The sequence below is a fragment of the Pseudomonas beijingensis genome (genome assembly GCF_030687295.1).
GTDB classification, from domain to species: Bacteria; Pseudomonadota; Gammaproteobacteria; order Pseudomonadales; family Pseudomonadaceae; genus Aquipseudomonas; species Aquipseudomonas beijingensis.
In genome coordinates, this window is sequence record NZ_CP117425.1 from 3,106,625 (window position 1) to 3,129,400 (window position 22,776).

A 22,776-nucleotide genomic window follows, 5' to 3' on the forward strand; every position below is an offset into this window, starting at 1 on the left:
CGCGCCAATCAGTCCGGAATGACTTCAGGTGCCTGCCTTGGCGCGGGCGCGGTCAACGAGGTGATCTTGATCAGCAGGCCGAGGTGACCGTTGTCGAGGAAGTTCAGTTGGCCATTCTTGGTATGGCTCTGCTGTTTGAGGCGCTCGCTGGCGGTGACCAGGCCATTGGTGTCGATCTGGTTGATCCAGAAATCGGCATCCACGTCGGTGAAACGGCCCAGTTTCAGCTCCAGGGTGCCCTCGATGGGGAATTGCCCGAACTGTTCGGCGCCGTCGCTGATGGCGACTTTGCGGCCCTGTTCACCGAGGGGCTGTTGCCAGGCCTTGTGCATCAATACCGTGTATTGGCCGCTGGCGGTGAGTTTCTCGACGATGTTGCCCAGGGCCGGCGTGCGCTGGCTGTCCGCGCCCAGGCGTTGCGCGCCGGCGTCCCAGTCTTCCGGCGCGGCGCGGCTGACAATCGCCGGCTCGGCGTTCTGGCGCACCAGAATCATTTCAACCTGATACAGGTCATCGGCAAACGCCAAGGGAGCGACCAGAGTCAACAACAAGGTCAGTGAGCGAAACAGGCGCATGGGGCGTCCTTCAAGCAGTGGTCGGAGTGAGGCGCTCGAACAGCGCTTCTACGGTATTGAAACGCTCTTCCGCGCGTTCCATGGGCACCATGAATTTGAACATCGTGGCACCTTCGAACTTGTAGCGTTTGGGCTGGCCCTGGATCAACTTGATCAGCACCAACGGGTCGACCGGGGTCTGGGCCTCGAACTCGATCCGACCGCCGTTGGGGCCGCCATCGACTTTCTTGATGCCCAGTTGCTCGGCCTTGAGCTTGAGCAACGTGGTGCGCACCAGGTTCTTGGTCGGTTCCGGCAGCAGGCCGAAGCGGTCGATCATTTCCACTTGCAGGTCCTTGAGGCCTTCCTCGTCGCTGGCCGAGGCGATGCGTTTGTAGAGAATCAGCCGTGCGTGGACATCCGGCAGGTAGTCTTCCGGGATCAATGCCGGCACTCGCAGGTTGATTTCCGGCCCGCCGCCCAGGGGTTGATCGAGGTTCGGCTGTTCGCCCTTGCGGATCGACTTGACCGCCCGTTCGAGCATTTCCATGTACAAGGTGAAGCCGACGGCCTGGATCTGGCCGCTCTGGCCGTCGCCGAGCAACTCGCCGGCGCCACGGATTTCCAGGTCGTTGGTGGCCAGCACGAAGCCGGCGCCGAGGTCCTGGGTATTGGCGATGGCTTCCAGGCGTTTTTCCGCATCCGGGGTGATCTGCTGGCGCGGTGGCGTCAACAGGTAGGCATAGGCCTGGTGATGGCTACGACCGACCCTGCCGCGCAACTGGTGCAACTGGGCCAGGCCAAATTTGTCGGCGCGCTCGATGATGATGGTGTTGGCGCTCGGCACGTCGATGCCGGTCTCGATGATGGTCGAGGCAATCAGCACGTTGAAGCGCTTGTGGTAGAAGTCGCTCATCACTTGTTCGAGTTCACGTTCGCGCATCTGCCCGTGGCCGATACCGATGCGCGCTTCCGGCACCAGTTCGGCCAGGTCGGCGGCGCACTTCTCGATGGTCTTCACGTCGTTGTGCAGGTAATAGACCTGGCCGCCACGCAGCAACTCACGCAGCAGGGCTTCCTTGACCGTGCTTTTATTCTGCTCCATGACAAAGGTGCGCACCGACAGGCGCCGGGCCGGCGGCGTGGCGATGATCGACAGGTCACGCATGCCCGACACCGCCATGTTCAGCGTGCGCGGAATCGGCGTGGCGGTCAGGGTCAGGATGTCGACCTCGCTGCGCAGGGCCTTGAGCTGTTCTTTCTGGCGCACGCCAAAACGGTGCTCTTCATCGATGATCACCAGCCCCAGGTTCTTGATCTTCACGTCGTCCTGCAGCAGCTTGTGCGTGCCGATGACGATGTCGATCTTGCCCTCGGCCAGCTCGGCTACGGCGGCGTTCACTTCTTTGGTGGATTTGAAGCGGCTCATCACTTCCACGGTCACCGGCCAGTCAGCGAAGCGGTCGCGGAAACTGTTGTAGTGCTGCTGGGCGAGCAGGGTGGTCGGAACCAGGATCGCCACCTGCTTGCCGCCGTGCACGGCAATGAACGCGGCGCGCATCGCCACTTCGGTCTTGCCGAAGCCCACGTCGCCACACACCAGCCGATCCATGGGCTTGGGCGCGAGCATGTCGGCGCGCACGGCTTCGATGGTGGTCTGCTGGTCGACGGTTTCTTCGAACGGGAAGCCGGCGCTGAAGGTTTCGTAATCGGCTTTCGGATCGGCGAAGGCATAGCCCTCGCGGGCCGCTCGACGGGCGTAGATATCGAGCAGTTCGGCGGCCACGTCGCGCACCTGTTCGGCCGCCTTGCGCTTGGCTTTCTGCCAGGTTTCCGAGCCCAGGCGATGCAGCGGGGCGAGGGCGTCATCGCTGCCGGTGTAGCGGGCGATCAGGTGCAGGTTCGCCACTGGCACGTAGAGCTTGGCGCCCTCGGCGTATTCCAGGGTCAGGAACTCGGCGGCCTGGTTGTCGATTTCCAGTGTCGCCAGGCCCAGGTAGCGGCCTACACCGTGGTCGATGTGCACCACGGGCGCGCCTTCGCGCAGCTCGGTGAGGTTCTTGATGACGGCGTCGTTGGTGGCGTCGGCGCGTTTCTCGCGACGGCGACGCTGCATGACGCGTTGGCCGAACAAAGGACTTTCCGCTACCAGTGCCAGGGCCGGGTCGTCCAGGACCAGGCCGTCGTTCAACGGCGCGATGGTGATCGCCAGGCGATCCTTGCCGGCGACGAAGTCCGGCCAGCTGTCGACGGTCTTCGGTCGCAGCTTCAGGCGTTCGAGCAGTTCCAGCAGCACTTCGCGACGCCCGGCGGATTCGGCGGTGAACAAGACGCGGCCGGGGAAAGCATCGAGAAAGCCCGCCAGTGCCGCCAATGGCTGCGTGGCCTTGGCTTCGATGGCCAGGTCCGGCAACGCCTTGGCCGGGAAACGTTCACGGCCGACGCCGGTTTCCACGTCCTGCTGGCTTGCTACCACCCGCGGCCAGCTCTTGAGGCGGGCAAAGCAGTCTTCCACCGGCAGGAACAGTTCGGCCGGCGGCAATAAAGGCCGGGAAGGATCGACGCGACGCTCTTCGTAGCGGTTGCGCACGTCGTTCCAGAAATTTTCCGCTGCTTGCTCGATGCCCGGCAGGGAAAACACCTGGGTGTCCTGGGGCAGGTAATCGAACAGGGTCGAGGTTTCTTCGAAAAACAGCGGCAGGTAGTACTCGATACCGGCGGGGGTGATCCCGCTGCTCAGGTCCTGGAAGATCGGACAGCGCCGGAAATCCACATCGAAGCGCTCGCGAAAGCGTGCCTTGAAGCGGGTCACGGCGTCTTTTTGCAGCGGGAACTCCTTGGCCGGCAACAGGCGGATCGACTGCACTTTGTCGATGGAGCGCTGGTTTTCCGGGTCGAAGGTGCGCAGGGTCTCGATTTCGTCATCGAACAGGTCGATGCGATACGGCAGTTTGCTGCCCATCGGGAACAGGTCGATCAAGGCGCCCCGCACCGCGAACTCGCCGTGCTCGTACACCGTGTCGACGCAACGATAGCCACTGGCCTCGAGGCGGGTGCGCATTTGCTCGACATCGAGCTTCTGGCCGATGTCCAGCACCAGGCTGCTGCCGAGCAGGAATTGGGTCGGTGCCAGGCGATGTAGGGCCGTGGTGATCGGCACTACCAAAACGCCATGACTGAGCTCCGGCAGCCGATAAAGGCTGGCAATTCGCTGGGAAATGATGTCCTGATGCGGCGAAAACAGATCGTAGGGCAGGGTTTCCCAGTCCGGGAAATGCAAGACCGGCAAATCCGGAGCGAAGAAACTCAGTTCCTGTTCCAACCGTTCGGCACTTTGGCTGTCGGCGGTCAGCAGCAGGGTAAAACGCTTTGCAGCGCTGGCAGCCTCGGCGATGGCCAGGCTCAGGGCGGCACCGGGCAGGTTGCCCCAGTGCTGTTTACCTGCCGCGGCAGGGAGAAGCGGAAGACGCAGAACGGGCACGGAAGATTGAGCTCCAGCATTGCGACAAAGTCGACAATTGTAGCGGGGGAAGGGGGCGGCTGTCAGTCGCAGACTACCGCAGCAGACAGGAAAACCACGGCGCGACGGGCGCGCATTGCTCCGCCGAGGACTCGGCGGCATAATGTAGCCCCTTTTTTCAGCCCCTACATGTGGAAGGTTACCGTGACTCAGAAGCCCGACCAGTGTCTTGGTGAATGGATTGATCGTGAAGCGCTCGCCGAAGCGATGATCCCTCTCATCGGTCAGCTCTACCGCAATAACAACGTGGTGAGCTCGATCTATGGCCGCAGCCTGATCAACCAGTCTGTCATCGCGATCCTCAAAGCCCACCGCTTTGCTCGCCACCGTTCTTCCGACGACAGCGAACTCTCCGTCCACGAAACATTCCCTCTGCTCAAGGCCATGAGCGAGCTCAAGCTCGGCGCGGCTTCGGTGGACCTGGGCAAGTTGGCGTTCAAATTCCGCAACGAAGGCAATGGCCGCAGCGCCGAGCAGTTCGTGCGTGAAGAGATGGCTGATGTGGTTGGCCAGCAGAACGTTTCGGCTCGCAAAGGCACTGACGTGGTCCTGTACGGCTTCGGTCGTATCGGCCGTCTGCTGGCGCGCATCCTGATCGAAAAAACCGGTGGCGGCGACGGCCTGCGCCTGCGGGCCATCGTGGTGCGCAAGGGCGCCGAGAACGACCTGACCAAGCGTGCCAGCCTGCTGCGTCGCGATTCGGTCCATGGTTCGTTCAACGGCACCATCACCATCGACGAAGAAAACAACACCATCACCGCCAACGGCAACCTGATCCAGGTGATCTACGCGAAGAACCCGACCGAGGTGGACTACACCCAGTACGGGATCAAGGATGCGCTGCTGGTGGACAACACTGGTGTATGGCGTGACGCCGACGGCCTGGGCCAGCACCTGGCCTGCCCGGGTGTCGACCGCGTTGTCCTGACCGCGCCTGGCAAGGGCAAGCTGAAGAACATCGTTCACGGCATCAACCACGGCGAAATCACCGCTGACGACAAGATCGTCTCCGCCGCCTCTTGCACCACCAACGCCATCGTGCCGGTGCTCAAGGCTGTGAACGACAAGTTCGGCATCGTCAACGGGCACGTTGAGACAGTTCACTCGTACACCAACGACCAGAACCTGATCGACAACTTCCACAAGGGCGATCGCCGTGGCCGCAGCGCCGCGCTGAACATGGTCATCACCGAGACCGGTGCCGCCACCGCCGCCGCCAAGGCTCTGCCTGAACTGGCCGGCAAGCTGACCGGCAACGCGATCCGCGTGCCAACGCCGAACGTGTCGATGGCCATTCTCAACCTGAACCTTGAGAAAGCCGCCACCCGTGAAGAGATGGACGAGTACCTGCGCTACATGGCGCTGCACTCCGAGCTGCATAAGCAGATCGACTTCGTCAATTCCCAGGAAGTGGTGTCCACCGACTTCGTGGGCTCGCGCCACGCCGGTGTCGTGGATGCTGAAGCCACCATCAGCCAAGACAACCGCGTTGTCCTGTACGTCTGGTACGACAACGAATTCGGTTACAGCTGCCAGGTGGTTCGCGTGATGGAAGACATGGCCGGTGTAAACCCGCCTGCGTTCCCGCGCTAAGCTTTAGCCGCAGATGAAAACGCCCCGACTTGTCGGGGCGTTTTTTTGTCTGGGTTTTGTGTTGCTTGGTCTGGCCTCATCGCGAGCAAGCTCGCCCCCACAGTTGACCGAGTTGCTGCTGATGTATGCGGTCCAATGTGGGAGCGAGCTTGCTCGCGATAGCGATCGATCAGGCGCCCCCGACCACCGAGGCCTGCGCCGTCCGCAGTTCATGCCGATTGCCCTTGAACAACACCAGGGTCGCAATCAACCCCAGCACCGCCGCACCACTGAGCCAGATCCCTGGCGCTGCCTTGTTATCCAGCACATGAATCAGATAAGTACAGGCCGCCGGGGTGAACCCGCCGAACGTCGCTGTCGCCAGACTGTAGGCCAGGGAAAAACCGGTGGTGCGCACCTCGACCGGCATGATTTCCGTCAAGGCGACAACCATTGCACCGTTGTACGATCCATACAGGAACGACAACCACAGCTCAACGATCAGCAAATGGCTGAAGCTGGGGTTCGCCACCAGCCAGGACAGCGCCGGATAAGCGGTCAGGATCGCCAGGATCGTCGCACCGAGCAGCAGGGGCTTGCGGCCGATCTTGTCGGAAAACGCCCCCATCACAGGCAGCCAGAAAAAATTCGACAAGCCGATGCACACCGTGACCAGCAGCGCATCCAGGTCCGACAGGTTCAACTCGGCCTTGCCGAAGGTCGGTGTGTAGGCGGTGATCAGGTAGAACGACACGGTGGTCATCACCACCAGCGCCATACCGGCCAGGACAATTCCGAAGTTCTGACCGATGGAACGGACAATTTCCGACAGACTGGGACGATGTTTTCGCGCTTGGAACTCAGGTGTTTCTTCCAGCGAGCGACGGATCATGAAGATGGCCGGGACAATCATGCAGCCCACCAGGAACGGTACGCGCCAGCCCCAGTCGCCCATCTCCTGGGGGCTCAGCCAGTGATTGAGACCGACCCCCAGCAGGCCGGCAAACACCACGGCCGCTTGTTGGCTGGCGGATTGCCAACTGACAAAGAAACCCTTGCGCCCCGGCGTGGAAATTTCCGCCAGGTAAACCGACACGCCGCCCAGTTCCACGCCAGCGGAGAAGCCTTGCAGCAATCGACCCAGCAGTACCAGCAAGGGTGCCGCCACGCCGAGGACGGCGTAGCCTGGCACGCAGGCGATCAGTATGGTGCCCATGGCCATCAGCGCCAGGGTGATGATCAAGCCTTTGCGGCGGCCGTGGCGGTCGATGTAGGCACCGAGAAAAATCGCCCCCAAGGGACGCATCAGGAACCCGGCACCGAACGTGGCCAGGGACAGCATCAGCGAGGCGAACGCGCTGTCGGCGGGGAAGAACGTCTTGGCGATGGCCGTGGCGTAGAAGCCATAGACCATGAAGTCGAACATCTCCAGGAAGTTGCCGCTGACAACGCGAAAAATCGCCTTGCCGTTGCTCGTATTGGAAGACATGGATAGGTACTCACTCTGGCAAATCTTGTATGAAGTGCGCTGCACTCCTGTGGGAGCTTTGTAGAAACCTTGGAACCTTGGAACCTTGGAACCTTGGAACCTTGGAATCTTGGAATCTGGGAGTCTGGGAGTCCTGTGGGAGCAAAGCTTGCTCGCGATTAACGATGACGCGGTCTTGCAGCTAAACCGTGTCGCCTGCATCGCGAGCAAGCTTTGCTCCCACAGACTCCCATGGCTCCCCCAGTACCTCCATGGCCCCACAGGACTCCATTGGCTCCCACAGGTTTTTTTGCGTGCGCTGGCGCTCATAATGGCCGGCGCGGTTTTGAGGGGAGATGAAGATTTGTTAACTGGACGATGGGTTGGGCTTGTGATGCTGGCCGGTGTGTTATCCGGTTGTGGCAGCGGCGACAGCCTGGAACGTTTCGACGGTCCGACCATGGGCAGTCATTATTCCATTCAGTACGTCAGGCATACCGCCGGGCCCGATCCGAAAACGGTGCAGGCCGAGGTGGAAAACATCCTTGCCGAAGTGGATCGGCAATTCTCGACCTATCGCAGTGACTCGGACATTGAGCGTTTCAATGCGTCGCCGGCCAACAGCTGTCAGCCCATGCCTGGCCCGGTCCTGGAATTGATTCGGGTGGGCGAGCAGTTGTCGGCCCAAAGCGATGGCTCCTTTGACTTGACGGTGGAGCCGCTGCTGAACCTGTGGGGCTTCGGTCCCCAGTCCCGAGCCGAGAAAGTACCGACTGCAGAAGCTCTGACCCTGGTGCGCCAGCGCGTCGGGCATGGTCATCTGCGTATCGACGACGACCGGTTGTGCAAGGATGCCGCAGTGGAGGTCGACTTCAACAGTATTGCCGCGGGTTACGCCGTTGACCGGATCGCCGCCCGGCTCCAGGCCTTGGGCATCGACAGTTACCTGGCCGAAGCCACCGGCGAACTCAAGGCTGTCGGGCGCAAACCCGATGGTTCGGCCTGGCGCATTGCCCTGGAGGAGCCACGGGATGACCGGCAAGTGGCCGAGCGTGTCATCGAGGTCAATGGCTACGGGGTTTCGACGTCCGGTGATTACCGTCGTTATTTCGAGCAGGACGGCGTGCGTTATTCCCACGCCTTCGATGCGCGCACCGGTACCCCGGTCCTACACAACCTGGCGTCAGTCACGGTGATTCATCCTTCGGCGTTGATGGCCGATGGACTGTCGACGCTGTTGCTGATTCTCGGGCCTGAACGGGGTTGGGACTATGCCCAGAAACAGGGCATCGGGGTATTTTTCGTGTTGCGCGATGGCAATCGTTTTGTCTCCCGTACCAACGATGCGTTTGAACGGATCAGTGGTGGAAAAACCCAATGATGACAGCGCTCTGAAAGGTTACCTGTGGCGAAATAGCGCAGGCAAAACTAGCCTACGACGCGACCAAGGGGTAATGTGCGCGGCGTTGACGCTTCTATAGACTGTGGCCGGGCTCGTGAACCGGCCCCAAATTGTTCCTTCATGCCGCAGGCCGGCATGATTTAGCCGTTGGTGCCAAGTGAGGCGCCACGGCCTGTTCTGAGGAGTACGCATGGCTGTCTACAACTACGACGTGGTGGTACTGGGTTCCGGCCCGGCGGGTGAAGGCGCGGCAATGAACGCGGCCAAGGCAGGGCGCAAGGTGGCGATGGTCGACAGCCGTCGGCAGGTCGGCGGCAACTGCACCCACTTGGGTACCATCCCGTCCAAGGCCTTGCGTCACTCGGTCCGGCAGATCATGCAGTTCAACACCAACCCGATGTTCCGGGCCATCGGCGAGCCGCGCTGGTTCTCCTTCCCGGACGTGCTCAAGAGCGCCGAGAAGGTCATCTCCAAGCAGGTGGCCTCGCGCACCGGCTACTACGCCCGCAACCGTGTGGACGTGTTCTTCGGTACGGGCAGCTTTGCCGACGAGCAGACGGTCGAAGTGGTCTGCGGCAATGGCGTGGTCGAGAAGCTGGTGGCCAAGCACATCATCATCGCCACCGGTTCGCGCCCGTATCGCCCGGCCGACATCGATTTCAACCATGCGCGCATCTACGATAGCGACACCATCCTGAGCCTGGGTCACACCCCGCGTAAGCTCATCGTCTACGGCGCTGGGGTGATCGGTTGCGAATACGCCTCGATCTTCAGCGGCCTGGGTGTGCTGGTGGAACTGGTGGACAACCGCGGCCAGTTGCTGAGCTTCCTGGACTCGGAAATCTCCCAGGCCCTGAGCTATCACTTCAGCAACAACAACATCACCGTGCGCCACAACGAAGACTACGACCGCGTCGAAGGTGTCGACAATGGCGTGATCCTGCACCTCAAATCCGGCAAGAAGATCAAGGCCGACGCCTTGCTCTGGTGCAACGGCCGTACCGGCAACACTGACACCCTGGGCCTGGAAAACATCGGCGTGAAGGTCAACAGCCGCGGCCAGATCGAAGTCGACGAGAACTACCGCACCTGCGTGCCGAACATCTACGGTGCCGGTGACGTGATCGGCTGGCCGAGCCTGGCCAGTGCCGCCCACGACCAGGGCCGTTCGGCCGCCGGCAGCATTGTCGACAACGGCAGCTGGCGCTTCGTCAACGACGTGCCGACCGGTATCTACACCATTCCGGAGATCAGCTCGATCGGCAAGAACGAGCAGGAGCTGACCCAGGCCAAGGTGCCGTACGAAGTGGGCAAGGCCTTCTTCAAGAGCATGGCGCGGGCGCAGATCGCCGGCGAGCCGCAAGGCATGCTGAAGATCCTGTTCCACCGCGAGACCCTGGAAGTGCTGGGCGTGCACTGCTTCGGCTACCAGGCGTCGGAGATCGTGCACATCGGCCAGGCGATCATGAACCAGCCGGGCGAACTGAACACGTTGAAGTACTTCGTCAACACCACGTTCAACTACCCGACCATGGCCGAAGCCTATCGGGTAGCCGCCTACGACGGCCTCAACCGGCTTTTTTGAGCGGCTCCGGCCGGTGGCCTGAGCCGGCCGGGGAGACCGATTTCAGCAGTTCTCGAGCGTGGCAGTGGCCAAACCGGGAAAGTCTGTAATCAGGCTGTCAGCGCCAAAGTCGGCGAGCCTGCGCATCAACGCGGGCTCGTTGACGGTCCACACCGACACATGCAACCCCTGGCGCTGGGCCTTGACCAGGCGTTCCGGCGTGCACAGGGTCCAGTTCAGCGCCAGAATCTCGCAGCCGTAACTCTGGGCGACCTTCAACGGGTCGAGCCAGGCGTATTCGGCCACCAGTCCGCGGGAGATGTCCGGGGTCAGGTCCAGGGCCGCCTTGAGCACTTCCCGGGAACTGGACGTGATGGTGATCTTGTCCAGCAGCCCGAAACGCTGGGCCATTTCACGGATGCCCAGCACCGTGGCCGCGGCGCGGGTGCGCGAGGCGCTCTTGACCTCCAGTTGCCAATGCTCGAAGTCACACTTCTCGAACAGCTCCTCCAGGCGTGGGATCGGGCACGGCTTGATCCAACCCGGGCCACCCTTGCGCGCATCGTAGGTCACCAGCTCGGCGGCGGAATGTTCCACCACCTTGCCGCGACGGTCCGTGGTGCGCTTGAGGGTCGGATCGTGGATCACCATCAACTCGCCATCCATCGAAAGATGCAGGTCCAGCTCGCAACGGCGTACGCCGTGCTTGAGGCACTCCTGAAAACCGGTCAGGGTGTTTTCCGGCGCTTCGCCCTTGGCGCCGCGGTGGCCATAAATGAGGGTCACGGTTCTTCCTTATTGATACCTGATTCGTTCAGTTCCCGGGCCAGGCGCCGTTCTTGCGCCTGTTTCTGCAGGATGTAGCGGGCCAGCAACTGGCGCTGGGCGTCGGTCGGGCGTTCGAACTCGGTGCCCACGTCGTAGCCGTCGCCCTTGGGGTCGCAGTGGGTCACCCGCGCCCGCAGCAACAAGCCGAGGGCCTGGGGCATCAGCACCAGCTTGATCGACAGGTGGGTGCCGACGGCGATTGGCGTGGGGTATTGGAAGTCGATGCCGCCTTCGGAAATGATCACCGGCTGCGGTTCGCCGATTTCGCCGAGCACCGTCAGGGCAATGACCTGGCTGAGCAGGTCGATGCGTTTGTTCATCGCCTTGAGGTACGCCGCGATACTGCGTTCGCGCTCACTGATCTGGCGCAACAGGTGCTGTGACTCGAATTCGCTCAGGTGCAGTTCGCTGAGCAGATTGAACAATGGAGAAGCATCCTGCAACACTTCCTGGCCAGCAGCTTCAGGAATGGACAGGGGCCGAATTTCCAGTGCGATCGTGTCCTCGATACGGTAGTATTCGCGGCGATCTTCTTCATCTAATGTCGACATGGCGAACCCATGGTAGCGGCGGTGGTCTGAGTGTAAAGCTGGTTTGTGACCCCCGCCACAAGGACGTTCCTTTTCCCTCCGAACAAGCCCCGACATGTTCAGACCTCTCTTCGTATTTATCGGCACGCGTTATACCCGTGCAAAGCGTCGCAATCATTTCGTATCGTTCATTTCCCTGACGTCCATCATCGGACTGGCCCTTGGTGTGGTCGTGATGATCGTCGTGCTCTCGGTGATGAACGGCTTCGACCATGAGATGCGCACCCGTGTGCTGGGCATGGTGCCCCACGCGACCCTCGAAACCGGCGAAGCCATCAGCGATTGGCCGAGCCTGGCCGCCAAGGTCAAGCAGAACCCCCAGGTGCTGGCCGTGGCGCCATTCATCCAGATGCAGGGGTTGCTGACCAACGACGGCAAGGTGTCCAAGGTGCTGCTCAATGGCATCGACCCCGGGCTCGAGCGGCAGGTATCGATCATCGATAACTTCATGCAGCAGGGCAAACTCGACGACTTGGCGCCCGGCAGCTTCGGCATCGTTATCGGCGACAAGGCCGCGGCCAAGCTCGGCGTTGCCATCGGCGACAAGCTGACCTTCGTCGCCCCGGAGGTCACCGTGACCCCGGGCGGCATGTTCCCGCGCATGAAACGCTTTACCGTGGTCGGCATTTTCCATGTCGGCGCTGGCGAGCTGGACGGCTACCTGGGTGTCACCAACCTCCAGGACCTGGCTCGCCTGCACCGCTGGAAACCGGATCAGGTCCAGGGCCTGCGCCTGAAGTTCGACGACCTGTTCCAGGCTCCGCGTGTGGCCTGGACCATCGCCCAGCAGCTCGGCGAAGACCGTTACTACGCCCGGGACTGGACCCGCACCCACGGCAACCTCTACCAGGCGATCCGCATGGAAAAAGCCATGATCGGCCTGCTGCTGTTACTGATCGTCGCCGTGGCGGCGTTCAACATCATTTCCACGCTGGTGATGGTGGTGAACGACAAGAAGGGCGACATCGCTATCCTGCGCACCCTCGGTGCCACGCCGGGGCAGATCATGCGGATCTTCATGGTCCAGGGCACGGTCATTGGCGTGATCGGCACGTTCGTGGGGGCCCTGGTCGGGATGTTCGCCGCACTGAATGTCAGCGCCGCGATCGCCGCCCTCGAAGGCCTGATCGGGCACAAGTTTCTCAACGCCGACGTGTACTTCATCGACTACCTGCCATCGCAGTTGCAGGCCGATGACGTGTTGATGGTCTGCGGCGCTGCGTTGGTCCTGAGTTTCCTCGCCACCCTGTATCCTGCCTGGCGTGCCGCGCGCACCCAGCCTGCGGAGGCGTTACGTTATGAGTGAGTCGGGCATGAGTGAAAAAGCAATCTTGAGCTGCCGCAACCTGGGCAAATCCTACGAGGAAGGTCCGGAGTCGGTGGTGGTGTTGTCGGGCCTGCAACTGGAATTGCACCCTGGCGAGCGCGTGGCGATTGTCGGCACCTCCGGGTTGGGTAAGAGCACCTTGCTCAACCTGCTGGGTGGCCTGGATACGCCGACCGCCGGCAGTGTCTGGCTGGCCGGCGAAGAACTGTCGGCACTGAACGAAAAGGCCCGTGGCCTGCTGCGTAACCGTTCCCTGGGCTTCGTCTACCAGTTCCACCATTTGCTGCCCGAGTTCACCGCGCTGGAAAACGTCTGCATGCCGCTGTTGATCGGTCGCACGGCGATTCCTGAAGCCCGTCAGCGCGCCACGGCATTGCTGGAGCGGGTAGGGCTGGGCCATCGCCTGGAACACAAGCCGGCCGAACTGTCCGGTGGCGAACGCCAGCGCGTAGCGATTGCCCGGGCCCTGGTCAACAAGCCTGGCCTGGTGATGCTCGATGAGCCGACCGGCAACCTTGATTCCCACACCGCCCAAGGTATCCAGGACTTGATGCTGGAGCTCAGCACTTCGATGCGCACGGCGTTCCTGGTGGTGACTCACGACATGAACCTGGCCCGGCAGATGGACCGCGTCCTGCATTTGCAGGAAGGTTGCCTGACGCCCATCTGACCGACCGAAACCCGGCACTTGAAACCCGTGCCGGGTCTTTTATTTTTATACGGTGCCCCGCGAATGTTCAGACCGTTATCGATCTTTATCGGCACGCGCTATACCCGCGCCAAGCGCCGCAATCGCTTTGTTTCGTTCATCTCCATGACCTCGATGATCGGCCTCGCCCTGGGTGTGCTGGCGATGATCGTGGTGTTGTCGGTGATGAACGGCTTCCAGCGCGAAATGAGCTCGCGCATCCTCGGCATGGTGCCCCACGCCACCATCGTCGGCGTCAACCCGATCGATGACTGGCAGCCGGTGGCCGCCGCGGCGCTGAAGAATCCCGAAGTCACCGCTGCGGTGCCGTTTACTGAGATGGAAGGCATGCTGAGCCATAAAGGTTCGATGCAGCCGATCCAGATCAGCGGCATCGATCCGGCCCAGGAAGGCAAGGTGTCCATCGTTGCCCAGCATATCGTCCAGGGGCGCCTCGACGCCTTGAAACCGGGCGAGTTTGGCGTGGTCATCGGCGAAATCACTGCCCGGCGTTTCCGTTTGAATGTCGGTGACAAACTGACGTTGATCGTGCCGGAAGTCAGCACCGCGCCGGGCGGCATCACCCCGCGGATGCAGCGCTTGAACGTCGTGGGTGTGTTCAAGGTCGGTGCCGAGCTGGACGGCTCCATGGCCCTGATCCACTTGGCCGACGCTGCGCAGATGCAGCATTGGCAGCCGAACCAGGTGCAAAGCGTGCGCCTGGCGGTGAAGGACTTGTACGCGGCGCCGAAGGTCTCCGGTGACATCGCCACCGGTCTTGGCGCGGATTACAAGGCTGACGACTGGACCCATACCCAGGGCAGCCTGTTCAGCGCCATGAAAATGGAAAAAACCATGATTGGCTTGCTGTTGCTGATGATCGTCGCGGTGGCGGCGTTCAACATCATCGCCACGCTGATCATGGTGGTGAACGACAAGGGCGCGGACATCGCGATCCTGCGCACCATCGGCGCCACGCCACGGCAGATCATGGCGATCTTCATGGTCCAGGGCACGGTGATCGGCATCGTTGGCACGCTCATTGGCGGCGTGCTGGGGGTGATCGCGGCGTTGAACGTCAGTGCGCTGGTGGGCTGGCTGGAACGGGTCAGCGGCCAGCACATCTTCAGTTCCGATGTGTACTTCGTCAGCAACCTGCCGTCGGAGCTGCAGCGGGGCGACGTGGTGCTGATCTGCTCGGCCGGGTTCATCCTGAGCTTCCTCGCCACCGTGTACCCGGCGTGGCGTGCGGCGAAGATCGAACCTGCGCAGGCTTTGCGGTATTCCTGAGCCCGAACAGCCTCCAGTGATTGAAAGGCTTGCTGAAGTCCCTTGTGGCGAGGGGATTTATCCCCGCTGGGCTGCGAAGCAGCCCCAAAAGCCCCCAATCAACCTGAGATTATCGGGTTGGCAGTTTTAGGGCCGCTTCGCGCCCCAGCGGGGATAAATCCCCTCGCCACAAAGGGTTGTGTCAGAGCTCAATCACCCTTCGGCAACTCAATCACAAACCGCGTCCAACCATCGGCCGATTCACAACGAATCTGCCCGCCATGGGCGCGGATGATCGAGCGGGTGATGGCCAGTCCAAGCCCCGCGTGTTCGCTGCTGCCTTCCTGGCGGGCCGGGTCGGCGCGGTAGAAACGGTCGAACAGGCGCGGCAGCAAGTCCGCTGGAATCCCTTCGCCACTGTTTTCCACACTTACGCTCACCCCTTGAGCCCCATCGACTATTCGCACCCGAACTTCGCCGCCAATGGGGGTGAAGCGCAGGGCGTTGTCCAGCAGGTTGGAAAGGGCCCGGCGCAACATGTTGCGGTCACCCTCGATACGGCTTTCGCCCTCGCGGCTCAGGCGCACATTGGCGTCTTCGGCCAGGGGGGCGAAAAAATCCAGCAGCACGTCCACTTCCTCGGCCAATTGCAGCGGTTCGCGATTGATCGCCAGCAGGCCATGGTCGGCCTTGGCCAGGTACAGCATGTCGTTGACCAGTTGCGCCATCCATTGCAGTTCTTCGAGGTTGCTGTGCAACGCCTCGCGGTAATCCTCCAGGGAGCGTTCGCGGGTGAGGGTGACCTGGGTGTGGGTCAGCAGGTTCGACAGCGGCGTGCGCAACTCATGGGCGATGTCGGCAGAGAACGCCGAGAGCCGCTGAAAGGCATCGTCGAGGCGTCCGAGCATGGCGTTGATGCTGTGGGCCAATTCCGCCAATTCCGCAGGCATTTGCTCTTCAGGCAGTCGGGCATTGAGGGAACGGGCCGAGACGTTGCCGGCGATGGCGCCCATGCGTCGCAACGGCCGCAAGGCCCGCCGGGCGGCCCAGGCCCCCAGTAGCGCGGTGGCCAGGGCCGAGAGACCGACGGTCAGCCAGATCAGCCGTTGCATCCGTTGCAGGAAGTGCTGGTGATGGGTGATGTCCAGCAACAGGGTCAACTGCGGCGAATCGGCTCGGCCTGGGTACAGCGGCGCATTCAACACTCGGTAGTCGTTGTCGGCATCGCTGAGGGTCGACAGGCCAGGACGCTCCGGCAATTGAGGCGGAATCCGGATCGAACTGTCGTACCAACGCACACCGTCGCTGCCCTTGATGCGCAACGCCAGGTCGGCCTGACGGCTCAGTTCATCTTCCAGTCGGCGCTGGGTCTGCTCGGCGTCGAGGTCTTGCAGGGCTCGGCGCAGGCCGATCAGCTTGCCTTCGAGCAGTTGCTGGTCCAGCTCGATGAAATGCGCTTCGCTGCCACGGCTGAACAAGACCCCGGCGAACAAGGACACCACCGCGGTGCAGGCGGCGAACAGCAGCGCCAGGCGGCTGCTCAGCGACCACCGGCCCCTCACAGGCTGTGCTCTTCAAGCACGTAGCCCATGCCCCGCACGGTGTGGATGAGCTTATTGGGGAACTCATCGTCGATCTTGATGCGCAATCGCCGGATGGCGACTTCGATGACGTTGGTGTCGCTGTCGAAGTTCATGTCCCAGACCTGGGAGGCGATCAGCGACTTGGGCAGCACTTCACCCTGGCGGCGCAAGAGCATTTCCAGCAAGGCGAACTCCTTGGCGGTGAGGTCGATGCGCCGACCGCTGCGTTCGACACGGCGGCGGATCAGGTCCAGGCGCAAGTCGGCCAGTTGCAGACTGGTTTCCTGGTGCGTCGAACTGCCTCGGCGCAACAGGCTGCGCACCCGCGCCAGCAACTCGGAAAAGGCAAAGGGCTTGACCAGATAATCATCGGCGCCCAGCTCCAGACCGTGGACCCGATCCTGTACCGCGTCCCGCGCGGTGAGGAACAGCACCGGAGTATCCAGCCCGGCCCCGCGGACGGCTTGCAGGATCTGCCAGCCATCGCGTCCGGGCAACATCACGTCGAGGATCAGCAAGGCGTATTCACCGCTCAAGGCCAGTTGCTGGCCGGTGACGCCGTCGGCCACCAGGTCGGCGTTGAACCCGGCTTCGCCCAGGCCTTGGCGCAGGTATTGGCCGGTTTTGGTTTGGTCTTCGACGATCAGCAATTTCATGGGCGGCTCAAGGCAGGTTGGGACGAGGGCGTTATACCGTGGCAGGCGGGCTCGTGGCACAACCTGACAAAGTTGTAATCGAGCTGTCAGCCGACTGGCAGGCCTGCAACGATAGAGTTTCCCACACGTTGAATCTGATTGGAGTATGGACATGTTGATGGGGAACCGCCTGATCCTGGCTGCTTGCGCGCTGGCTTTCAGTGCGCCGTTGTGGGCGTCGCCGGGCCATTTCGGTTTTGGTCAGCCAGCGCTGGCGGCCAAGGCCAGTCGTAGCATTGAGGTGGTAATGGGTGACATGACGTTCGCTCCCGGAGCCCTTGATATCAAGGCCGGCGAGACGGTTCGGTTCGTGCTGATCAACAAGGGCCGGTTGCTCCACGAATTCAACCTGGGCAACGCGGCCATGCACGCCGACCATCAACAGGAAATGCTCAAGATGCAGCAGAGCGGCCAGTTGCTGCCAACCGCGATGAAGCCGGGTATGGATCATGCCGCCATGGGCCACGACCAGGCGAGCATGCGCCCACGATGATCCCAACAGCGTGTTGGTGGAGCCGGGCAAGACCGCCGAGCTGACCTGGACCTTCAGCCAGGCCACGCGCCTGGAGTTTGCCTGCAATATTCCCGGCCACTACCAGGCCGGGATGAAGGGCGACCTGACAGTCAGTCAGTAAGCACTCAAAGGCTGCGGCAAAGGCTGGTAGAATCCGCTGATTATTCAGTCAGGTTTCCGTCATGCATCCCGCAGCCGAACATGCCGAACATTCGCCGCTGGGCAAATCCAGCGAATACATCGCCACGTACACGCCGTCACTGCTGTTCCCGATCCCGCGCACCGCGAAATGGGCGGAACTGGGCCTGACGGCCGAGACCCTGCCATACAAGGGTGTGGATTTCTGGAACTGTTTCGAGCTGTCGTGGCTGTTGCCCTCCGGCAAGCCGGTGGTGGCCATCGGTGAATTCGCGATCCCGGCGGATTCGCCGAACATCATCGAATCCAAATCCTTCAAGCTGTACCTCAACTCCTTGAACCAGACCCCGTTCGCCGATACCGCGAGTTTGGAAGCTACCCTGCGCCAGGACCTGTCGGCGGCGGCCGGCAAGACGGTGGGTGTGCGGATCCGCAGCCTCAAGGACGTGGAGCGTGAAGGCATCGTGGCATTGCCCGGTACCTGCATCGACGACCTGGACATCAGCGTCGACTCCTACGCGCATCCGCGCCCAGAGCTGCTGCGCTGCGATGCTTCGCGCATCGTCGAGCAAAGCCTGCACAGCCACTTGCTCAAGTCCAATTGCCCGGTGACCAGCCAGCCAGACTGGGGCAGCGTGGCGGTGGAATATCGTGGCGCGGCCTTGGACCCGGCCAGCCTGCTGGCCTACATTGTCAGCTTCCGTCAGCATTCGGATTTCCATGAACAATGCGTGGAGCGGATCTTTCTTGACCTGCAGCGGTTGCTCAAACCGGAAAAGTTGACGGTGTATGCGCGGTATGTGCGCCGTGGTGGGCTGGACATCAACCCGTATCGCAGTACCGAAGATGTTCAACTGCCGAACCAGCGCCTGGTCCGCCAGTAATAACCTCTGTGGGAGCGGGTACTTGTGGGAGCGAGCTTGCTCGCGATGAGGGCAGCACATCCAACATTGAGGTTGGCTGACACACTGCTATCGCGAGCAAGCCCGCTCCCACAGGGGATTGCATTGCAGGTCACGTGAAACTAAAAAGCCCCGCTAGCGATAGCAGGGCTTTTTGCATTCGAAGGGTTCAGATCCCCATGTTGCCCAAGGCCAACACGATGTTGCGCAAGGTCCCGGCCAGCGTCGGGTGTTCCACCTCGAAACGTTCGACAGCCAGGTTCACATTGTCGGCGAGGTTGTTGTCCGGTGTTTTGGTTTCCAGCGCGAGCTCAAATTCGATCTTTTGCATCAGCGCGTGCAGGTCCTCGCGCTCGCCTTCGGTAAGCGGTGGATTCTGTTCCAATTGCTCGCGCAGTGTATTGAGCTGTTCTTGCAATTCGCGGGCAGGCATTGGCGTACTCCCTTTATTGATAGGCACACCATGGACCGCGACGCTGCGTCAAAAGTCCATGGCCTGTCTTAAGAGTAATCCACACTCACGTGCCCTGCATGATCCCGGTCAGGGCTTCTCGCCTTTAATGCGACGCAGGCAGATATCAGCCAGGCAAGTGTCGAGTTCGCCCAGGTGATCGATCACTGAATGCACCCCCAGGCCGAACAACTGCACAGTGGCCTTGGCGCGTTTGTTTTCCCGCTCTTGTTGGCTCAATGCCTGCCACTCGGCGGGCGCCAGGCCACACAAAGAGCCGCAGGAAGCCAGTCCGATCGTCCACAACCCTGCGTTGAGTCCTGACTGCAACAACCGTGGTTCGCCGCTGACCAACACGCAGCCGTCCAACTGTTGGACGTTCAGCGCCATCAGCGCTTGCCAGCAGGCATGCGGCGCCGGCCATGGATAATTTGTTGCAGGAAGTTGCGGCGCTTTGATGGACGTGGGCAATGAGGCCGCCAGGCTATGGCTGATGGCAGGAGGCAACTCGTCGAGCCAGGCGCAGGGGATATTCAGGTGTTGCAAGCGGTGCAGGCTTTCCAGGGCGCCGGGTGTCGGGTGGGCGTGATCCGCTGGCGCTGCCCCTGGCTGGCGAATGCGTGCGCCGAAATCCACCAGGCATCCGCTGAGGCCAAACAGTACGGCGGTCAGGCTGGGGGCGGGGAGGGGCAGGGCTTCGGCGCGGGGCATGGGAACGTCCTTGAAATAACCAGCAGCCTAATGGGCTGCGATGACAGTCCGGTGACAGTGAGATGAAGGGGGGCAGTCGCGGAAAAGTCCTACGGCCTGCGTGTTTTTCGGTGCTGCCTATCCACGCGTTCCGTCTTATACTAGCCAGCTTACCGCCTGGGCTCGGCGCCCTTGCCTGAATAATCCAAGGAGTTTTCCCCTATGCGCTGGAGCCATCGTCTAGCTCAGCTGTGTCTTTCCGCTTGTGTCCTGCTGGTTCCGTTCGCCACCCAGGCCGCGACGGAAGAAGATCCTTGGGAAAGCATCAACCGTCCAATCTTCACCTTCAACGACACCCTCGATACCTATGCGCTCAAGCCACTGGCCCAGGGTTATCAATACGTGACGCCGCAGTTCCTCGAGGACGGCATCCACAATATGTTCCGTAACATCGGCGACGTCGGCAACCTGGCCAACAACGTGCTGCAGGCCAAGCCGGCCGCCGCCGGGGTCGACACCGCCCGGTTGATCTTCAACACCACCTTCGGCCTGCTGGGCTTCTTTGACGTGGGCACCCAGATGGGCCTGCAGCGCAGCGATGAAGATTTCGGCCAGACCCTGGGTTACTGGGGCCTGGGCAGTGGTCCGTATGTGATGCTGCCGCTGCTGGGGCCAAGCACCCTGCGTGACGCGCCGGCCAAGCTGGTCGATGACTACACGGCGCCGTACCGTTATATCGATAACGTCTCGGTGCGTAACTCCATTCGCGGCCTGAACGTCGTCGACACCCGCGCCAGCCTGCTGTCGGCCGAGAAGATGATGAGCGGCGACAAATACGTTTTCATTCGCAATGCCTACCTGCAAAACCGCGAATTCAAGGTCAAGGATGGCCAGGTCGAAGACGATTTTTAATCTCGACCTGTAAAACACAGAAGGCGGCCAAAAGGCCGCCTTCTGTGTTTTGAGGCCGTGCTTGAGCGGGTTTGATCCTTCCATTGAGTTACGCTTCGCTCGGTTCTTATAACTCTCTGTGCTTTGACAAATAAAGACGGCAAGCGGCTATCTGCATGAGCTTGAAACGCCCGGCGGATGGGAGTACCGTCTGCGCCTTAGAAGGGCACCTCTGATGTAACGGCGTGTAGGGCAAAGGCCTGAAACCGGTACGACAGAGAGGCTAGAAAGCGAATCCAGTAGTGCGTGCCAGGCCCGACCGCCCAGCCCGCTACGCCAACCTAATTCTGGCGCCGTTTGCCCACATGCCAAAAACCAGTGCCACGCTGCTGATAATCGATGATGACGAAGTGGTGCGAGCCAGTCTCGCAGCCTACTTGGAAGACAGTGGTTTCAGCGTCCTGCAGGCCAGCAATGGCCAACAGGGTCTTCAGGTATTCGAGCAAGACAAGCCCGACCTGGTCATCTGCGACCTGCGCATGCCGCAGATGGGCCGACTCGAACTCATTCGCCAGGTGACCGAGATTTCCTCGCAGACCCCGGTGATCGTGGTGTCGGGCGCGGGCGTGATGAACGACGCGGTCGAGGCGTTGCGCCTGGGTGCGGCGGATTACCTGATCAAACCCCTTGAAGACCTCGCGGTGCTCGAGCACTCGGTGCGCCGGGCCTTGGACCGTTCGCGCCTGTTGGTGGAAAACCAGCGCTACCGCGAGAAGCTGGAAACCGCCAACCGCGAGCTGGAAGCCAGCCTGAACCTGTTGCAGGAAGATCAGAACGCCGGGCGCCAGGTGCAAATGAACATGCTGCCGGTCAGCCCCTGGACCGTCGACGATTTCCGTTTTGCCCACCAGATCATCCCGTCGTTGTACCTGTCGGGCGATTTCGTGGACTATTTCCGCGTTGATGAGCGGCGAGTGGCGTTCTACCTGGCGGACGTTTCCGGCCATGGTGCGTCCTCGGCCTTCGTGACGGTGCTGTTGAAGTTCATGACCACGCGGCTGTTGTTCGAATCCAAGCGCAACGGCACGCTGCCAGAGTTCAAGCCATCAGAAGTCCTTGGGCATATCAACCGAGGCCTGATCAGTTGTAAGCTGGGCAAACACGTCACAATGGTCGGTGGAGTCATCGACGAGGAGACTGGTTTGTTGACCTATAGCATCGGCGGTCACCTGCCGTTGCCTGTGTTGTATACGCCAGACAGTGTTCGTTATCTGGAAGGGCGTGGTTTGCCGGTGGGCCTGTTCAACGAGGCCACCTATGAAGATCACGTACTGGAATTGCCGCCGACCTTCAGCCTGACGCTGATGTCTGATGGCATTTTGGACCTTTTGACAGAACCTACACTCAAAGAGAAAGAAGCGGCCTTGCCTGAACGGGTGAGCGCAGCGGGCGGCAGCCTGGAAGGCTTGCGTCAAGTGTTTGGATTAGCCACGCTCGGGGAGATGCCGGATGATATCGCCCTGTTAGTGTTGAGCAGGAACCTTTGATGAGTACCGGTAGAATCCAGTTCGCCGAGCAGGACGGCACCTTCGTCCTGAAGTTTGTCGGTGAAGTGCGCCTGACCCTGTGTTCGGCGCTGGATGCGACTATTGAGCGGATCTTCACCGCGCTGAACTTCAGCGCCATCGTGATCGACCTGACCGAAACCCGCAGCATCGACAGCACCACATTGGGCCTGTTGGCCAAACTGTCGATCCTGTCGCGGCAAAAGGTCGGCCTGCTGCCGACCGTCGTCACCACCCACAACGACATCACCCGTCTGCTGCAATCGATGGGCTTCGACCAGGTGTTCAACATCGTGGGCGACCCTGTGCCGTGTCCGGAGTGCCTGGACGACCTGCCTGACCAGGACCAGTCCGAAGAGGAAGTGCGGATCAAGGTGCTTGAAGCCCACAAGATTCTCATGGGGCTCAACGATTCCAATCGTGAAGCCTTTCATGATCTGGTGAATGCGTTGGAGCGACCTTGAGCCTTGGGCTTTGTGTAGGCTGCACTGGCCTCATCGCGAGCAAGCTCGCTCCCACAGGTTTTGTGGCGTTCTCATAATCGAGCCTAACCGACATCCCTCTG

19 protein-coding genes and 1 pseudogene are annotated in these 22,776 nt (G+C 61.3%); 11 read left to right on the forward strand and 9 right to left on the reverse strand.

Translation table 11 applies throughout. The features are described 5' to 3' along the window. Window positions 1-8 precede the first annotated feature (8 nt). Entirely contained in the window at window positions 9-575 is a 567-nt protein-coding gene (locus tag PSH84_RS14020; RefSeq protein ID WP_305483083.1) for a CsiV family protein, read from the reverse strand. A 10-nt stretch (window positions 576-585) separates the two neighbouring features. Further along, the gene (mfd, locus tag PSH84_RS14025) at window positions 586-4,035 is read right to left on the reverse strand and encodes a transcription-repair coupling factor (protein WP_305470372.1); all 3,450 of its coding nucleotides are present in this window, start codon (window positions 4,033-4,035) and stop codon (window positions 586-588) included. A 168-nt stretch (window positions 4,036-4,203) separates the two neighbouring features. Here mfd and PSH84_RS14030 point away from each other — a divergent pair, with 168 nt between their 5' ends. Further along, window positions 4,204-5,667, forward strand: a complete 1,464-nt coding sequence (locus PSH84_RS14030; RefSeq protein WP_305483084.1) for a glyceraldehyde-3-phosphate dehydrogenase — start codon at window positions 4,204-4,206, stop codon at window positions 5,665-5,667. 169 nt (window positions 5,668-5,836) lie between these two features. On the opposite strand, the gene PSH84_RS14035 is transcribed toward PSH84_RS14030, so the two are convergent. Beyond that, window positions 5,837-7,135 carry an MFS transporter gene (locus PSH84_RS14035; RefSeq protein ID WP_122567949.1) on the reverse strand — a complete coding sequence of 433 codons (1,299 nt, stop codon included), beginning with the start codon at window positions 7,133-7,135 and terminating at the stop codon, window positions 5,837-5,839. Window positions 7,136-7,508: 373 nt separating this feature from the next. On the opposite strand from PSH84_RS14035, the gene PSH84_RS14040 reads away from it, so the two are divergent. Together PSH84_RS14040 and sthA are read left to right on the forward strand one after the other, a co-directional pair. Continuing rightward, window positions 7,509-8,495 carry an FAD:protein FMN transferase gene (locus PSH84_RS14040; protein WP_305483170.1) on the forward strand — a complete coding sequence of 329 codons (987 nt, stop codon included), beginning with the start codon at window positions 7,509-7,511 and terminating at the stop codon, window positions 8,493-8,495. Window positions 8,496-8,706: 211 nt separating this feature from the next. Next, window positions 8,707-10,101 carry a Si-specific NAD(P)(+) transhydrogenase gene (gene sthA, locus PSH84_RS14045; RefSeq protein ID WP_003183399.1) on the forward strand — a complete coding sequence of 465 codons (1,395 nt, stop codon included), beginning with the start codon at window positions 8,707-8,709 and terminating at the stop codon, window positions 10,099-10,101. 42 nt (window positions 10,102-10,143) lie between these two features. Here sthA and PSH84_RS14050 read toward each other — a convergent pair whose 3' ends face one another. Next, a complete protein-coding gene (locus PSH84_RS14050) occupies window positions 10,144-10,866 on the reverse strand; it encodes a glycerophosphodiester phosphodiesterase (RefSeq protein ID WP_116831868.1) in 723 nt (240 codons plus the stop codon). Beyond that, on the reverse strand, window positions 10,863-11,459 hold the full coding sequence (locus tag PSH84_RS14055) for a PilZ domain-containing protein (RefSeq protein ID WP_053120743.1): 597 nt from the start codon (window positions 11,457-11,459) through the stop codon (window positions 10,863-10,865). Before PSH84_RS14055 ends, PSH84_RS14050 begins: the two co-directional genes overlap by 4 nt. A 94-nt stretch (window positions 11,460-11,553) precedes the next feature. Here PSH84_RS14055 and PSH84_RS14060 point away from each other — a divergent pair, with 94 nt between their 5' ends. From PSH84_RS14060 to PSH84_RS14070, 3 genes are all read left to right on the forward strand, one after another. Further along, window positions 11,554-12,804 carry a lipoprotein-releasing ABC transporter permease subunit gene (locus PSH84_RS14060; protein ID WP_122567952.1) on the forward strand — a complete coding sequence of 417 codons (1,251 nt, stop codon included), beginning with the start codon at window positions 11,554-11,556 and terminating at the stop codon, window positions 12,802-12,804. A 7-nt stretch (window positions 12,805-12,811) separates the two neighbouring features. After that, window positions 12,812-13,495 (forward strand): lipoprotein-releasing ABC transporter ATP-binding protein LolD, encoded by a 684-nt coding sequence (gene lolD, locus PSH84_RS14065; RefSeq protein ID WP_305483085.1) that lies wholly within the window; start codon window positions 12,812-12,814, stop codon window positions 13,493-13,495. A 63-nt stretch (window positions 13,496-13,558) separates the two neighbouring features. After that, the gene (locus PSH84_RS14070) at window positions 13,559-14,803 is read left to right on the forward strand and encodes a lipoprotein-releasing ABC transporter permease subunit (protein ID WP_305483086.1); all 1,245 of its coding nucleotides are present in this window, start codon (window positions 13,559-13,561) and stop codon (window positions 14,801-14,803) included. A gap of 188 nt (window positions 14,804-14,991) precedes the next feature. On the opposite strand, the gene PSH84_RS14075 is transcribed toward PSH84_RS14070, so the two are convergent. Next, entirely contained in the window at window positions 14,992-16,344 is a 1,353-nt protein-coding gene (locus tag PSH84_RS14075; RefSeq protein ID WP_305483087.1) for a heavy metal sensor histidine kinase, read from the reverse strand. Next, window positions 16,341-17,021, reverse strand: coding sequence for a heavy metal response regulator transcription factor (locus tag PSH84_RS14080; RefSeq protein WP_122567955.1), 681 nt, complete (start codon window positions 17,019-17,021; stop codon window positions 16,341-16,343). The genes PSH84_RS14075 and PSH84_RS14080 overlap by 4 nt, the downstream gene beginning before the upstream one ends. Window positions 17,022-17,172: 151 nt before the next feature. Between PSH84_RS14080 and copI the strand changes: the two are divergent. Further along, a pseudogene (copI, locus tag PSH84_RS14085) lies at window positions 17,173-17,695 on the forward strand (copper-resistant cuproprotein CopI). A 61-nt stretch (window positions 17,696-17,756) separates the two neighbouring features. Then, window positions 17,757-18,596, forward strand: coding sequence for an NADPH-dependent 7-cyano-7-deazaguanine reductase QueF (queF, locus tag PSH84_RS14090; RefSeq protein WP_305483088.1), 840 nt, complete (start codon window positions 17,757-17,759; stop codon window positions 18,594-18,596). Between the two features lie 187 nt (window positions 18,597-18,783). Here queF and PSH84_RS14095 read toward each other — a convergent pair whose 3' ends face one another. Both PSH84_RS14095 and pcrP read right to left on the reverse strand, forming a co-directional pair. Beyond that, window positions 18,784-19,047, reverse strand: a complete 264-nt coding sequence (locus PSH84_RS14095) for a DUF4404 family protein (RefSeq protein WP_122567958.1) — start codon at window positions 19,045-19,047, stop codon at window positions 18,784-18,786. 108 nt (window positions 19,048-19,155) lie between these two features. After that, window positions 19,156-19,776: an HAD superfamily inactivated hydrolase PcrP gene (pcrP, locus tag PSH84_RS14100; protein ID WP_305470377.1), complete on the reverse strand. Its 621-nt coding sequence runs from the start codon at window positions 19,774-19,776 to the stop codon at window positions 19,156-19,158. 201 nt (window positions 19,777-19,977) lie between these two features. Between pcrP and PSH84_RS14105 the strand changes: the two genes are divergently transcribed. From PSH84_RS14105 to rssC, 3 genes are all read left to right on the forward strand, one after another. Beyond that, a complete protein-coding gene (locus PSH84_RS14105; protein WP_305483089.1) occupies window positions 19,978-20,667 on the forward strand; it encodes an MlaA family lipoprotein in 690 nt (229 codons plus the stop codon). Window positions 20,668-21,011: 344 nt separating this feature from the next. After that, window positions 21,012-22,193 (forward strand): two-component system response regulator RssB, encoded by a 1,182-nt coding sequence (rssB, locus tag PSH84_RS14110; protein WP_305483090.1) that lies wholly within the window; start codon window positions 21,012-21,014, stop codon window positions 22,191-22,193. Further along, window positions 22,193-22,675: an anti-sigma factor antagonist RssC gene (rssC, locus tag PSH84_RS14115; RefSeq protein ID WP_025212773.1), complete on the forward strand. Its 483-nt coding sequence runs from the start codon at window positions 22,193-22,195 to the stop codon at window positions 22,673-22,675. Before rssB ends, rssC begins: the two co-directional genes overlap by 1 nt. The last annotated feature ends 101 nt before the right edge of the window (window positions 22,676-22,776 follow it).